The 13,533-nt window shown below is 69.5% G+C and carries 13 protein-coding genes; 9 read left to right on the top strand and 4 right to left on the bottom strand.

Annotated elements, in window-relative coordinates:
• The first annotated feature begins 50 nt into the window (after window positions 1-50).
• The gene (locus AC07GB_RS36815; RefSeq protein ID WP_478853381.1) at window positions 51-1,538 is read left to right on the top strand and encodes an LCP family protein; all 1,488 of its coding nucleotides are present in this window, start codon (window positions 51-53) and stop codon (window positions 1,536-1,538) included.
• Window positions 1,539-2,071: 533 nt separating this feature from the next.
• Here the strand turns inward: AC07GB_RS36815 and AC07GB_RS36810 are convergent.
• Window positions 2,072-2,620 carry an acyl-CoA thioesterase gene (locus tag AC07GB_RS36810; RefSeq protein ID WP_478853379.1) on the bottom strand — a complete coding sequence of 183 codons (549 nt, stop codon included), beginning with the start codon at window positions 2,618-2,620 and terminating at the stop codon, window positions 2,072-2,074.
• Window positions 2,621-2,749: 129 nt separating this feature from the next.
• Between AC07GB_RS36810 and AC07GB_RS36805 the strand changes: the two genes are divergently transcribed.
• Together AC07GB_RS36805 and AC07GB_RS36800 are read left to right on the top strand one after the other, a co-directional pair.
• On the top strand, window positions 2,750-4,072 hold the full coding sequence (locus tag AC07GB_RS36805; RefSeq protein ID WP_478853377.1) for an LCP family protein: 1,323 nt from the start codon (window positions 2,750-2,752) through the stop codon (window positions 4,070-4,072).
• A 163-nt stretch (window positions 4,073-4,235) separates the two neighbouring features.
• On the top strand, window positions 4,236-5,357 hold the full coding sequence (locus AC07GB_RS36800) for a dipeptidase (RefSeq protein ID WP_478853375.1): 1,122 nt from the start codon (window positions 4,236-4,238) through the stop codon (window positions 5,355-5,357).
• A 25-nt stretch (window positions 5,358-5,382) separates the two neighbouring features.
• Here AC07GB_RS36800 and AC07GB_RS36795 read toward each other — a convergent pair whose 3' ends face one another.
• On the bottom strand, window positions 5,383-5,781 hold the full coding sequence (locus tag AC07GB_RS36795; protein ID WP_478853373.1) for a VOC family protein: 399 nt from the start codon (window positions 5,779-5,781) through the stop codon (window positions 5,383-5,385).
• 91 nt (window positions 5,782-5,872) lie between these two features.
• Here AC07GB_RS36795 and AC07GB_RS36790 point away from each other — a divergent pair, with 91 nt between their 5' ends.
• The gene (locus tag AC07GB_RS36790) at window positions 5,873-6,391 is read left to right on the top strand and encodes a CGNR zinc finger domain-containing protein (RefSeq protein WP_478853371.1); all 519 of its coding nucleotides are present in this window, start codon (window positions 5,873-5,875) and stop codon (window positions 6,389-6,391) included.
• A gap of 34 nt (window positions 6,392-6,425) precedes the next feature.
• Here AC07GB_RS36790 and AC07GB_RS36785 read toward each other — a convergent pair whose 3' ends face one another.
• Complete coding sequence (locus AC07GB_RS36785; RefSeq protein ID WP_478853369.1) at window positions 6,426-7,751, bottom strand: UDP-glucose dehydrogenase family protein; 1,326 nt, start codon at window positions 7,749-7,751, stop codon at window positions 6,426-6,428.
• A 220-nt stretch (window positions 7,752-7,971) separates the two neighbouring features.
• Here AC07GB_RS36785 and AC07GB_RS36780 point away from each other — a divergent pair, with 220 nt between their 5' ends.
• Window positions 7,972-9,129 (top strand): acyl-CoA dehydrogenase family protein, encoded by a 1,158-nt coding sequence (locus AC07GB_RS36780; RefSeq protein ID WP_150511481.1) that lies wholly within the window; start codon window positions 7,972-7,974, stop codon window positions 9,127-9,129.
• A 199-nt stretch (window positions 9,130-9,328) separates the two neighbouring features.
• Here AC07GB_RS36780 and AC07GB_RS36775 read toward each other — a convergent pair whose 3' ends face one another.
• Window positions 9,329-10,504, bottom strand: a complete 1,176-nt coding sequence (locus AC07GB_RS36775; protein ID WP_478853367.1) for a tyrosine-type recombinase/integrase — start codon at window positions 10,502-10,504, stop codon at window positions 9,329-9,331.
• A gap of 137 nt (window positions 10,505-10,641) precedes the next feature.
• Between AC07GB_RS36775 and AC07GB_RS36770 the strand changes: the two genes are divergently transcribed.
• The 4 genes from AC07GB_RS36770 to AC07GB_RS36755 all read left to right on the top strand — a co-directional run bounded on the left by AC07GB_RS36770 (window position 10,642) and on the right by AC07GB_RS36755 (window position 13,418).
• Window positions 10,642-11,190: a hypothetical protein gene (locus AC07GB_RS36770; RefSeq protein WP_478853365.1), complete on the top strand. Its 549-nt coding sequence runs from the start codon at window positions 10,642-10,644 to the stop codon at window positions 11,188-11,190.
• A 75-nt stretch (window positions 11,191-11,265) separates the two neighbouring features.
• Window positions 11,266-11,439 carry a helix-turn-helix domain-containing protein gene (locus tag AC07GB_RS36765; protein ID WP_478853363.1) on the top strand — a complete coding sequence of 58 codons (174 nt, stop codon included), beginning with the start codon at window positions 11,266-11,268 and terminating at the stop codon, window positions 11,437-11,439.
• A gap of 17 nt (window positions 11,440-11,456) precedes the next feature.
• Window positions 11,457-11,963, top strand: coding sequence for a hypothetical protein (locus tag AC07GB_RS36760; protein ID WP_478853361.1), 507 nt, complete (start codon window positions 11,457-11,459; stop codon window positions 11,961-11,963).
• A 624-nt stretch (window positions 11,964-12,587) separates the two neighbouring features.
• On the top strand, window positions 12,588-13,418 hold the full coding sequence (locus tag AC07GB_RS36755) for a recombinase family protein (protein ID WP_478853359.1): 831 nt from the start codon (window positions 12,588-12,590) through the stop codon (window positions 13,416-13,418).
• The last annotated feature ends 115 nt before the right edge of the window (window positions 13,419-13,533 follow it).

Here is a 13,533-nt window from a genome sequence, read left to right as displayed (position 1 = left end):
CGGTTCTGGCGTCCCCCGCTCAAGCAGCGACCGCGGAGGTGTCCTCGCACGTGCCCGCACCGCACCGCTCCCCCGCCCCGCCACCGCGCCGGCCTCACCCGCCGCGGCCGCCGCACCCCCCGGCCCGACCGGTGGCCCGGCGAAGGCGGCGGCCTCGCTGGGCGATGCGGATCACGACGGCGCTGTCCGTCGCGGTGCTGGTTGCCGCCGGGATCGGGCATTCCGTGATCTCCAGCCTGGACACCGGGATCAGGCGCGTCGACGCCTTCAAGGACATGAAGAACCGGCCCGAGGGCAGCCACGGCACGAACGTGCTGCTCGTCGGCACCGACGGGCGCGACAAGATCAGCCGTGCGGAGAAGAAGAAGTACCGGCTCGGCGGCGCGCCCTGCCACTGCACGGACACGATCATGATCGTGCACATCTCGGACGACCGGGAGCGCGCCAGCGTGGTGAGCCTGCCCCGGGACTCGTACGCGGAGCTGCCGCCGCACGTCGACCAGAACTCGCGCAAGCACCACAGGTCGCACCCCGTGAAGATCAACGCGGCGTACGCGGAGGGCGGTCCGAACCTCACCGTCCGCACGGTCGAGCGCATGACGAAGGTGAAGATCGACCACTATATGGAGGTCGACTTCACCAGCTTCATGAAGACGGTCGACGTCGTCGGCGGCGTGGAGATCTGCACCGAGCGCCCCCTGAAGGACTCCAACACGGGTCTCGACCTGTCCGTCGGCACCCATCAGCTCGGTGGCGGCGAGGCACTTCAGTACGTACGCTCCCGGCACGTCGACGGAGCCGCCGACCTCGGGCGGATGCAGCGCCAGCAGCGGTTCCTCGCGGCGCTCATCGCGAAGGTCACGAGCAGCGGCGTGCTGTTGAATCCGGTCAAATTCCGTGACGTCACGCAGACGCTGCTCGGGTCGGTGCGGGCCGACAAGGGCTTCGGTACGGAGGACATGCTGGCGCTCGGCCGGGCCATGCGGGACTTCTCGCCCTCGTCGTCGGAGTTCACGACCGTGCCGCTGGCCCCCAAGGGGCAGCTGGTTCCCGGGGTCGGGTCGACGCTGAGGTGGGATCCGCAGAAGTCCGCGAAGCTGTTCCAGGCGCTGCGCGACGACAAGCCGCTGGCTCCGCACCGGGAGCGGCGGAAGACGGCGCTCGTGCCGGTGTCCCCGGAGCTGATCCGGGTCCAGGTGGACAACGGCACGCGGACGGCCGGGCTCGGGCGCCGCGTGGACTCCGAGCTACGGAAGTCCGGCTTCCGCACCACCGGGGCGCCCGGGTCCGTCCCGCTCGCGCCGGGCGCCAGGGCGCTCGCCCGCACGGTCGTGGCCTACGACCCGCGCTGGGACCGCTCCGCGAAGTCCCTGGCTACGGCGCTGCCCGGGTGCGAGATGCGGCAGGTCAACGGGCAGGGGGCGACGCTGAAGGTGTTGGCCGGGGTGGATTTCCGTGGGGTGCGGGCGGTGCGGGCGCAGGATGCCTATCAGGGCGAGTTCGGCGCCATCACCGGCGACCAGGTCATCTGCCCCTGACGGGGGGCTGGCCCCGGGGCCGCGCTCCGCGCGACGGGGTGGTCCCGGACGGCGGGGCGCTGGGCAGCCCCCGCCCGGGCGTCACGCACCGGCCTGCGGCTGGGGCCTGGCACAGGGGCCGCGCTCCGCGCGGCGGGGTGGTCCCACTCACCCCCCTCAAGGGGGACGGCGTGGCGCTGGGCAGCCCCCGCCCGGCCCCCTCGCACCGCACGGGGCAGGCCCACCGCCCTCCCCCGCCCGGGGTGTCTCACGCGGCGGCTGGAGGGTTCAGGCGAGAGGGCCTGCACCACCCGCAGCGCTCCGCGTCAGGGCCCAGTCCGGCGAAGCTGGGCAGTTTCGGGTGGGCGGGGAAGAAGACGGCACCACCCGCAGCGCTACGCGCCGGGGCCCAGCCCCGCGAAGCTGGGGAGTTTCGGGTGGGCGGGTGGGAGAACGCCCCGCCGCGGCAGCGGTGGGGAAGCGGGGCCGCGCCGAGGGCGGCGGGGCTTCGCGTCAGGCCCCCCGCCCAGGGGGAGGTACCGCTTGCGGCGGGGTCAGTCGTCGAAGCCCTCGCGGGCACGCGCCTCGCGCAGCTCCTTGATGGCCCGGCGCCGCGCCAGACGGTGGGTGCGACGGATCTGCGCCTCCTGGTAGCGCCGCCGGTCCCGGTCGGTCTCGGGCTCCACCGGCGGCACGAGCCGCGGCTTGCCATCGGCGTCGACCGCGGCGAAGACGAGGTAGGCGGAGCCCACCTGCTGCGCGGGCGTGGACTCGTTCCAGCGCTCGGCGAGCACGCGTACGCCGACTTCCATGGAGGTCCGCCCGGTCCAGTTGACCTGGGCCTTCACATGGACGAGGTCGCCGACGCGCACGGGTGAGAGGAAGGCCATCTCGTCCATGGAGGCGGTCACCGCGGGCCCGCCGGAGTGGCGCCCGGCGACGGCGCCCGCCGCGTCGTCCACGAGCTTCATGATCACGCCGCCGTGCACCGAGCCGAGGAGGTTGGTGTCGGCGTGGGTCATGATGTGGCTGAGGGTGGTGCGGGACGCCGAGGTCGGCTTGCCCGGAATCTCCGACTCCGGACCGGTGGCCTGATCTGTCATGCCCTCCACCCTATGTCGGCGGGGGCATCGTGCCGGTTACGGGCGCATTGCCACAGCTCTGCAACAGGCGTGACCCGAAATAACGCCCTCCCTGTGAGGCACGGCGTGCGGCACTGCACACTAAGCCACATGAGCGATTGGCCAGACGCGCGGAACGGCAGCAACGGGGACCGCCACGGGTACGGCAGCGGCAGCGCACAGCCCGAGGGCGCCCGCGTGATGCGCCACGTGCAGCGGCCCGACGGGGTCCCGCGCCAGCCCTCGTACGACGACAACGTGTACGACGACCTCTACCGCGACCAGCGGGCCCAGCCGGGCCAGCAGCACGCCCAGGGCCCGGGCGGCCCGGGCTACGACAGCGGGTACAACACCGGCCAGGTCTACGGCTCGCCGGCCGGCCCCCGCCGTGGCCAGGCGCCGGGCGGCCCGCAGGGACCGGGCGGCCCGCCCGCGCCACCGCGCCCGAAGCCTCCGGTGAACTGGAAGAAGCGGATCACCTGGGGCCTGGTCACCTTCCTCGCCCTGCTGATCGTGGTCTCCGTGAGCACGTACTTCTGGGCGGACTCCAAGCTCAAGCGCGAGGTCGACCTGTCGAAGGTGATCGAGCGGCCCGCGGGCGGCAAGGGCACGAACTACCTGATCGTGGGCTCGGACAGCCGCGCGGGCATGTCCGACGAGGAGAAGAAGAAGCTCCACACCGGCTCGGCCGAGGGCAAGCGGACCGACTCGATGATGATCCTGCACGTCGCGGACGACGGCGGGAACACGATGATCTCGCTGCCGCGCGACTCGAACGTCACGATCCCGTCCTTCAAGGGCGCCGAGTCGGGCAAGCTCTACCCGGGCACCGGCCGCCAGACCAAGCTCAACGCCGCGTACGCCGAGGACGGCCCCGAGCTGCTCGTCCGTACCGTCGAGGCCAACACGGGCCTGCGCATCGACCACTACGCGGAGATCGGCTTCGGCGGCTTCGCGAAGATCGTGGACTCGGTCGGCGGCGTCGAGATGGACATCCCCAAGGCCTTCAAGGACAAGTGGTCGGGCGCCGACTTCGAGGCGGGCAAGCAGAAGCTGAGCGGCCAGGAGGCGCTCGCCTTCGTCCGCACCCGGCACGCCTTCGGCAGCGACCTGGAGCGTACGAAGAACCAGCAGAAGTTCCTCTCGGCCCTGGCCCACCAGGTGGCGACGCCCGGCACCGTCATGAATCCGTTCAAGCTCTACCCCACGATGGGCGCGGGTCTGGACACGCTGATCGTGGACAAGGACATGGGCCTGTTCGACGTGGCGTCGATGTTCTGGGCGATGAAGGGCGTCACGGGCGGCGACGGCAAGTCCATGAACATGCCGATCTCGGGCTCGGTCGGCGGCAACCTCGTCTGGGACAAGGCGAAGGTCAAGCAGCTCGTCGAGCAGCTCAACAACGACGAGACGGTGACCGTGTCGGGCAGCTGACCCGACACCCGAATACCTGCGGGCCCCGCCGTCACGTGACGGCGGGGCCCGCGGCGTTCCGGCGCCCGCATACCCCGAACGCTTCGCCCGCCGCGAAGCCGCGCGCTCCCCGTGCGACGGTGGTGGACCAGCGAGAAAGTGCCCACCGGACCGCGGAGCTGCCATGGCGGACCTGCAGGACGAATTCGACACCACCGCAGAGGCCGGAGAACTCGACCGGCCCCCGGCCGCCGCGCCAGGCGCCGAGGCGGCCGAACCCGAGCCCGCCGCGCGCCTCGACGACGACCTCGGCAAGGCCCGCGACCTGCTGGCCGCGCATCCCGTCGCCGACGGCTACAGCGGGCTTCCCTGGGCCCTGCGCGGCCTTCCGTACTGCGACCTGGAGTCCGGAGACAGCTCTTTGGAGACCGATGTGCCAAGGCTGAGAGCGGGTGGCGTGGGCGCGCAGTTCTGGTCGTTGCACGTGCCCGAGGAGATCGCCGGTGACCGCGCGGTGAGCGCGACCCTCGAACAGCTCGACCTGGTGCGGCAGGTCGTCACCCGCTACGGGGACGACCTGCGGCTCGCCCGGGACGCGTCCGAGGCCGCCGACGCCCGCAACCACGGCCGCGTCGCCACCGTCGTCGGCCCGGCGAGCGCCCGCGCCATCGGCGACTCGCTCGGCGCGCTGCGCTCGCTGCACACGCTCGGCCTGAGCGTCCTCACGCTGGCCGACACGTCGTGGGCGGGCGGGGACGGCCTGAGCGCCTTCGGCGAGGAGGTCGTACGCGAGATGAACCGGCTCGGCGTCCTCGCCGACCTGTCCGGGGCACCGGAGGAGACCGCGCTGCGGGTGCTCTCGGTGTCCAGGGCGCCGGTGCTCTTCACCCGGTCCGGGGCGCGGGCGCTGCGCGAGCACCCCGCGAACCTGAGCGACGACCTCCTCGCCGCCGTGGGCGCGGGCAAGGGCCTGTGCCTGGTGCCGCTCGCGGCCGAGCAGACAGGGACCTCGGTACGGGACGTCGTGAGCCATCTGGAGCACGTACGCCGGGTCGCGGGGCCCGAGTGCGTCGGCATCGCGGGGACGTACGACACCACGGCCGCGCACCCCGAGGAACTCGACGACGCCTCGCGCTTCCCGCGGCTCGTCGCCGAGCTGCTCGGGCAGGGCTGGAGCGACGCCGAGATCGGGGCGCTCACCTGGGGCAACGTACAACGCGTCCTGCGCGGGGCGGACTTCACGGCCCGGGCGGCGCGGGAGCGCAGGGACGCGTCGACGGCGACGATCACCCGGCTCGACGGCTAGCCCGCCCGGCGGCCGCACGGCCTGCTCAGGAGATCCGGCAGAGGCAGAACGGGTGGCCCGCCGGGTCGGCGTACACGCGGAAGTCGCGCTTGCCGCCGTCGTCGTCCAGGTCGAGCGCGCGGGCGCCGAGGGCGAGGACGCGCTCCTGGGCGGCCTCGAGCTGGGCCGTCGTGCGGCCCGCGTCCAGGTCCAGGTGGAGCTGCTGGGCGTTGGCGTCCGAGCGGGGCCACTCGGTCGGCATGAGGTCCGGGACGTACTGGAACGACACCTTGACGCGGCCGTCGGACACGAGGTCGATCCACCGTCCCTCGCCGTCCTCGTCGACGATCTCGCCCCCGATGACGGCGGCGTAGAACTCGGCGAGCCGGCGGGGGTCGGGGCAGTCCAGGACGACGCTGTGGAGCCGGGCGACGGGGGTGGCCATGGGTTCTCCTCCGGTAGTTACTGCTTGAGCGTGTCTACTGGTAACTCACGTAGTGACCCCATGGTGGCTCAGTGGCGGTAACGTCGCAACCATGAACGACAGAGCACCCGCGCCCGGCGGGCTCGCGCTGATCCAGGACCTGGTGAACACGCTGGACATCGGCGCGGGTACCGACGAACTGGACGGTGAAACGGGGCGGGCGCGGTTCGGGCTCGCGCCCGGGGACGTGCCCGCCGCGCGGGAGCTGCGTGAGGCCCTGCGGGCTGTCTGCCTCGCCCACGCCGGGCACGCGCCGCATCAACAGGTGCGCCCGCTCGGCGAACTCCTCGCCGGGGCGGCCCTGTTGGTGCGCGTCTCCCCCGGGGACGGCGCGGCGCGGCTCGTGCCCGCGGACCCCGGGACGCTGGCCTCACGGGTCGCCGTGGCCATCGCGGAGGCCGTGGCGGCGGGCACGTGGGAGCGGCTCAAGGGGTGCGAGTCGGCGACCTGCCACTGGGCGTACTACGACCGCAGCCCGGGCGGGCGGGGGCGCTGGTGCGACATGGGCGTGTGCGGGGCCCGGGCCAAGATGCGCGCCTACCGGGCGCGGCGGGCCGGGCGGCCGCTCTGAGCCCCGCCCTGCTTCGACGGAAGGGCGCGGGCCCTCAGGCCGCGGGCCTGCCCATCGCCCGGTAGGACCAGCCGGCGGCCCGCCAGCTCTCCGGGTCCAGGGCGTTGCGCCCGTCGAGCAGGACCCGGTGTCCCGCCACGGCGCCGAGCGCCTCGGGGTCGAGGTCGCGGAACTCCCGCCACTCCGTGAGGTGCAGGACGACGTCGGCGCCCCGGACGGCGTCCTCGGCGGTGTCGGCGTATCCGAGCGTCGGGAAGAGGCGGCGGGCGTTGTCCATGCCCTTGGGGTCGTAGACGGTGACCTGGCCGCCCTGGAGGTGGATCTGCCCGGCCACGTTCAGGGCGGGCGAGTCGCGTACGTCGTCCGAGTCGGGCTTGAAGGTGGCGCCGAGGACGGCCACTCGCTTGCCGAGGAAGGAGCCGCCGCCGACGGCCTCGCGGGCCAGCTCCACCATGTGCCCGCGGCGGCGCATGTTGATGGAGTCGACCTCGCGCAGGAAGGTGAGGGCCTGGTCGGCGCCCAGCTCGCCGGCGCGCGCCATGAACGCGCGGATGTCCTTGGGCAGGCAGCCGCCGCCGAAGCCGATGCCTGCGCGCAGGAACTTGGCGCCGATGCGGTCGTCGTACCCGAGGGCCTCGGCCAGCTTCACCACGTCGCCGCCCGCGGCCTCGCAGACCTCGGCCATGGCGTTGATGAAGGAGATCTTCGTGGCGAGGAAGGAGTTCGCCGCCGTCTTCACGAGTTCGGCCGTGGGGAAGTCCGTGACGACGAAGGGGGTGCCGTCGGCGACGGGCTTCGCGTACACGTCGCGCAGCAGCTTCTCGGCCCGCTCGCTGTGCACGCCGACCACGATCCGGTCCGGGCGCAGCGTGTCGTTCACGGCGTAGCCCTCGCGCAGGAACTCCGGGTTCCACGCCAGCTCGGCGCCCTCGGGAAGGAGCGCGGACAGGCGCTGCGCCGAGCCGACCGGCACCGTCGACTTGCCGACGACCAGCGCCCCGGGCTTCAGGTGCGGGGCGAGCGAGGAGAAGGCGGCGTCGACGTAGCTCATGTCGCAGGCGTACTCGCCGTGCTTCTGGGGGGTGTTCACGCAGACGAAGTGGACGTCGCCGAACTCCGCGGCCTCGGCGAAGTCCATCGTGAAGCGCAGCCGGCCGCTCGACCCCTCGATCCCGGCGACGTGGCGGCGCAGCAGCTCCTCGAGACCGGGCTCGTACATGGGGACCTCGCCCCGCGTGAGCATCTCGATCTTCTCGGGCACGACGTCGAGCCCGAGGACCTCGAAGCCGAGTTCGGCCATGGCCGCGGCGTGCGTGGCGCCGAGGTAGCCGGTGCCGATCACGGTGATCTTCAGGGCCATGAGGTGCTCCAGAGGTGTACTGACCGGGGTGCGCTGCCCGAGCATAGTCGGGCCCCGGCCGGGCTTGCCCGGGGCTCTCACCGGGCACGATTCCCCCTGTCGTCAAGCTCACGTACCGGTGGCGCGGACGGCACCCTAAACTGCGGGTACCCATCGTGTTACTTAACGGTAATTAGCAAGGGTGACTAGCGTCCACAGCGTCCTTGGAGCGTGAGAGACCTTGGCCGGATCGGCTGACTTCGACCTGTACCGCCCGTCCGAGGAGCACGACATGCTCCGCGACACGATCCGCTCGCTCGCCGAGTCGAAGATCGGGCCGTTCGCCGCCGCCGTGGACGAGGAGGCCCGCTTCCCGCAGGAGGCCCTGGACGCCCTGCGCGCCGCCGACCTGCACGCGGTGCACGTGCCGGAGAGCTATGGCGGCGCGGGTGCCGACGCGCTGGCCACGGTCATCGTGATCGAGGAGGTGGCCCGCGTCTGCGCGTCGTCCTCCCTCATCCCCGCGGTGAACAAGCTGGGCTCGCTGCCCGTGATCCTCTCCGGCTCCGAGGAGCTGAAGAAGAAGTACATGACGCCGCTGGCCAAGGGCGACGGCATGTTCTCGTACTGCCTCTCGGAGCCGGACGCCGGTTCGGACGCGGCGGGCATGAAGACGAAGGCCGTGCGCGACGGCGACTTCTACGTCCTGAACGGCGTGAAGCGCTGGATCACCAACGCGGGCGTCTCCGACTACTACACGGTCATGGCCGTCACCGACCCGGAGAAGCGCTCCAAGGGCATCAGCGCCTTCGTCGTGGAGAAGGGCGACGAGGGCGTCTCCTTCGGCGCCCCGGAGAAGAAGCTCGGCATCAAGGGCTCGCCGACCCGCGAGGTCTACCTCGACAACGTCCGCATCCCCGCCGACCGCATGATCGGCGAGGAGGGCACGGGCTTCGCCACGGCGATGAAGACGCTCGACCACACCCGCATCACCATCGCCGCCCAGGCCCTCGGCATCGCCCAGGGCGCCCTCGACTACGCCAAGGGCTATGTCCAGGAGCGCAAGCAGTTCGGCAAGCCGATCGCCGACTTCCAGGGCGTCCAGTTCATGCTCGCCGACATGGCCATGAAGATCTCCGCGGCCCGCGCCCTGACCTACCAGGCTGCCGCCGCGTCCGAGCGCGGCGACGCCGACCTCACCTACCTCGGCGCCGCGGCCAAGTGCTTCGCCTCCGACATCGCCATGGAGGTCACCACGGACGCCGTCCAGCTCCTCGGCGGCTACGGCTACACCCGTGACTACCCGGTCGAGCGCATGATGCGCGACGCCAAGATCACGCAGATTTATGAAGGCACGAATCAAGTACAGCGGATCGTCATGGCCCGCAACCTGCCGTAGCAGGGATTTCGCAGGTCAGATGGCGTTTTGAGGGGGCGGAGGCAGACTCGGAGCTTGCTGCCTGTTGCGGCCCGATCATGACTGTTTCTGGCCGTCATACTGGGGGAATCCTGGGGAACCAGGGACTCGGGAACGCCCGCTGACCAGCGCAAACAGAACAGCCCCCGGCATCAAGCCGGGGGCTGTTGTCGTACGAGCGTCAGGCAACCTCTGTCGTGTCCGTGGGGTCATCGGCACCGGGCATCAGCATCGTGGCGATGGCCGCCCGTCCACGCTGCTCGGCACCTTCGAAGATGTAGTGGTAGTGCTCCCTGAGTACGTCCGTACTGCTGTGGCCCATCCAGTCGGCCACGTCGTTCTCAGGGACTCCGGCGTACAGGAGCCGGGATCCGTAGTAGTGCCGAAGCGAGTGCGCCTTGCAGTAGGCCACCCCGCCCTTCTCCAGCGCCGCCATCCAGATCTTCGGGTAGAAGTACGACGCGTACAGGTAGCCCGTCCGCGTCACGTTGGGGAAGAGGAGCCGTTCCGGTCCCCATACGCCGTGGTTCTTGATGTGCCGTCGCAGTTCGAAGGCGACGTTGGGCGGGAGAGGCACGATGCGCCCCGGCTCCTCCTCGTCCCGCGCCTTGATGTGCCGACGCTGAAGAGCACTGTTCTTGCCTGACTCGGTCGCGCCGTCCTCGGTGATCTGGAAGTCCACACGCAGCGTCTCGGCCTTGAAGTCGATCTGATCGCGGGCGACCGCCATAGCTTCGCCGAGCCGCAGACCGCACCCCGCCATCAGCCAGAGCAACGCCCGGTAGCGGGGAGGGCAGGCGTCGAGCATCGCCAGGACTTCCCTGGTCGCGAGCCGCCGAGCCTTGCTCTTGTGCTCCCGGATCTCCTTGGCGCGACTGCCAGCACCCTTGACCTTCTTGCACGGGTTCCGGCCGATGATCTCGTTGACGACAGCCCAGTCCAGCATCCCGGCGAAGAACGAGAACCGCTGACGCCGAGTGCGGGCCGCGAGCTTCCGGTCCTGCTCCATCCACAAGAGCCACTGCTCAACGTCGGCCACTTTCACGGACACGATGGAACGCGCCTTAAAGAACGGCTCTATGGTCGTGTTGAGGATGGACCGGTACTGCTTCTTGGTGCTGTTCTCCAGCTTCCTTTGATTGGTCCACTGCTCCCAGACAGCCGTCACCGACTGCTTGCCTAAGCGGTCGTCGAGGTAGGTCCCGGCATCGGGTTCCCGCTCCTTGCGCTTGCGCTGGTCGTCGGCCCGCGTCTTGGTACCGAACGTCTTCTGCCGCTGCCTCCCGTCCGGGTCGTACCAGAACGTCGTCCATTTCCTCGGGTCGTCCTTGGACCGCGCGACCCACGCCCTTGCCACTGAGGCAGCCCCCTCCTGTCAACGATGCGCGGGACCTGCCCTGCGCCGCGCCGGTTGTCCGGCATCCTCAGTCTGCACACTGACCACCCTGTGTTGTCAACACGGGGTGGATCACCCTGTGTGGTACGTTCAGATGCATGGAAGCGCAGGAGACCGGGTTCGAACTCACCCAGCGGCAGGGGGACGCGTGGGTGATCCGTCTGTGGTGGCCCGCAGGGCCCATCACTGGAGGGCCACAGCGGATCACCATTGAGGCTGCGGAAGGCGCCGCCTCCCGTGACGTGGCACGGGGGATCTCGACAACCGTCCTGCGCAGGCTCGACCTGGCGGCAGCCATGAAGGTGGCAGAGAAAGCACCGGAACTTCAGAAGGGCTTGGGGGAAGTCGCAGCGAAGATTGAGCAGGCAGGAAAGGCCGCAGGTTCCGAACTGGCCCGCGCAGGCGTGTCGGAGCGCTACCTGGCCATACTGGCCGCGACCTACAAGACCATGGCGGACGCGGGAGCTCCGGCTCCCGTCCCATGGCTGGCGCGGGTCATCGATCGCCGCCCTGAGACCGTCAAGGATCACCTCAAGCGGGCACGCAGGGAAGGCTACTTGACCACCATCGCCGGGAAGGCGGGCGGGGAACTGACCGACAAGGCGATGAGGGAACTCGAAGCCATCACAGAGTCAGACGCCACCTAGCCCTGACGCCTCATAAAACTCCATATCTCATTGGCCCCCAAGGGAACTTGGGGGCATTTTTGTTAAGGAGTAGAGATGCACGCGAAGCTCATGACAGTCAACGATGTTGCCGATTTCCTGAACAAGCCCACGTCTTGGGTGTACGGGAACTGGCAGCGAGAGCAGATCCCGTTCCGCAAGGTGGGCCAAGCGCTGCGATGCCGCCCGAGCGACCTTGACCGATGGCTGGATGCACAGGGGGCCGAGTGAGGTACCGATTCGCCAAGATGTACCGGCCGGAACACGGCAACCCGACCATCGGGAACCCTGGCCTCCATCTCGAACTCCGCATGTGGCTCTTGGCTCTCGACCGCATGCAGCGCGGAGGCCACGCGCCCCTGGGCTCCGGCGAACTGGAACTGATCCTGGGCAAGGATGATGGCGGCCCCTACAGCCCGAGCCGCTACCGGCAGGCCAGGTGCAACCTGATCAAGGCGGGCCTGCTCGCCCCATCCGCCTCCGCGCGGTGCCTGCTCATCCCGTTCACGGTCGCGTCCATGGACGCCCCGTCGAAGGGGGAGCGGGAAGAGTGCGCCACCCACGGCCACAACGTCCCCTGGGATGGCCGGAGCGGTGACTGGCTGTTCGCGAACCCCGAACGGGCCCGAGCGTGGGAGGCCGAGTGCGACAACATCGCCAGGGGCGGTGGTCCGTTTCCTGCGGGCGGGTGGGCGCGGTCAGTGCGTCTGCGTGCCGAGAGCAGCGTTAACGGATCGGCGCCCTCGGCGGCTTGATACCAAGGAGCGGGGCTACGGCCCTTCTTGTAATAAGGGGGGTTCGCCCCGTGCGGGGCGAGCCTAGGCTGGTTCCAGATAGAAGACGGCTCCCCCTAAGGGGGTAGTCATTAGTAGACATCCAAATCCTCCTCCCCCTCGAAGGGGAGGGCAGTTGATGTTGATACTCGTAAGAACCATCTGCTTTCCCCCTCCTTCAGGGAGGGGCTAACACTCAACCAACATCCCCACCTTCAGGGTGGGGTTGGATCTGCTAGGTAGTCATCTGGCCGGGGGTATATAACCCCCGGCCTCATAAATGATGTACCTGTCCTCTGGTCAACTCTGGGACGGCACTGTGATGCAGGCGACATGGCCGCTCGTCCCGTTGGTTCCTGAGCGGTGAAACCCGTACATCGTGGCGGGAAGGCGCCCCTGCGGTCCTCGTGGAGCCAAGGTCGAGGTATTACCCCACGATGCACAGACTGTGACGACCGCGAAGGGTCTCAGAAACCGTCGTTTGTGAGACGCGTGGGTACGGCTGGGGCTGTGTCCGTTTCACTCCGCCTCGGGCGTCTCAAAACTCGTCTCGAAACAACCTGCTGTGCTCTTTGTTGTGAGACGCCTTTGTGAGACGTTGGCGGCATGACAGTGACTGCGGCCCCAGCCGACCTTGTTGAAGGTCATGACTGCCCGAAGTGCAGCGCACCCACCGGGAGTCCGTGCCGGACCACCAGCGGGAAGGTGGCCACCAGCTACCACACGGGGCGCTTCGCCTTGGTGTCATCTCTGAAGGCTGAACTGGAGATCAAGACGCCAATCGATCGCAGCCCCGGCAAGCCCTGGACCGAGGGCGCACCCGTCTCGATTGGCCAGAGAGCGGAAACGGCCACGGTCATCCGCATCGGCTACGCCCGTTGCTCCACCGTTGGCCAGGAGCTACAGAGTCAGTTGGACGCGTTGGAGCGAGCGAACTGTAGACGGGTCTTCTCGGAGAAGGTCAGTACCCGAGTCAAGGTCCGTCCAGAGCTGGAGAAGGCTCTGTCCCTGTCCCGGGAGATCAAGGGGGCAGCTCCTGATCAGGCCGTGGTTCTGGTGGCGCATGAGATGAAGCGGCTTGCCAGATCGGCCGTGGAGTTGATGACCCTTGCCTCCGCCCTCCAGGCCGAGGGTATCCAGCTAGAGCTACTCTCCGGCCCGCTCCAGGGTCTCTACGACCCGAACGGTGCCGGGGCCATCGTGTTCGCCGTTCTGGCCGTCGGTGCCGAGGTGGAGCGCGAAGGCATCCGGGAGAAGACCCTGGAAGGGCTGGATGCTGCGGCACGCCTTGGCAACCACGGCGGACGGCCCACTGTGATCACAGACGACATGCTTGCCGTCGCCCGTGCCAGGAGGGCCAAGGGGGAGGGTGTCACCGCCATCGCCAAGGCTCTGGGAATATCCAGGGCGACGTTGTACCGACACATCGAGGAGTGACGAGACAGCCGCTGCCTAGCTGTATTGATCACGAGCGTTGTTGACACTGGCCGGGCTTGATCATGGCGAAGGCCCCCGTGTGTGGTGGAGGTGTCGAATCTTCACCGCACGGAGG

The organism is Streptomyces sp. NPDC045778 (genome assembly GCF_056431945.1).
Note: the sequence above shows the minus strand (reverse complement) of the source record. Positions and strands in the feature narration are given on the sequence as shown.

Coding starts and splice junctions, on each gene's coding strand:
- AC07GB_RS36810 (WP_478853379.1), bottom strand. CDS start 2,620: ATGACAGATCAGGCCACCGGTCCGGAGTCGGAGATTCCGGGCAAGCCG.
- AC07GB_RS36805 (WP_478853377.1), top strand. CDS start 2,750: ATGAGCGATTGGCCAGACGCGCGGAACGGCAGCAACGGGGACCGCCAC.
- AC07GB_RS36800 (WP_478853375.1), top strand. CDS start 4,236: ATGGCGGACCTGCAGGACGAATTCGACACCACCGCAGAGGCCGGAGAA.
- AC07GB_RS36795 (WP_478853373.1), bottom strand. CDS start 5,781: ATGGCCACCCCCGTCGCCCGGCTCCACAGCGTCGTCCTGGACTGCCCC.
- AC07GB_RS36790 (WP_478853371.1), top strand. CDS start 5,873: ATGAACGACAGAGCACCCGCGCCCGGCGGGCTCGCGCTGATCCAGGAC.
- AC07GB_RS36785 (WP_478853369.1), bottom strand. CDS start 7,751: ATGGCCCTGAAGATCACCGTGATCGGCACCGGCTACCTCGGCGCCACG.
- AC07GB_RS36770 (WP_478853365.1), top strand. CDS start 10,642: ATGGAAGCGCAGGAGACCGGGTTCGAACTCACCCAGCGGCAGGGGGAC.
- AC07GB_RS36765 (WP_478853363.1), top strand. CDS start 11,266: ATGCACGCGAAGCTCATGACAGTCAACGATGTTGCCGATTTCCTGAAC.
- AC07GB_RS36760 (WP_478853361.1), top strand. CDS start 11,457: ATGTACCGGCCGGAACACGGCAACCCGACCATCGGGAACCCTGGCCTC.
- AC07GB_RS36755 (WP_478853359.1), top strand. CDS start 12,588: ATGACAGTGACTGCGGCCCCAGCCGACCTTGTTGAAGGTCATGACTGC.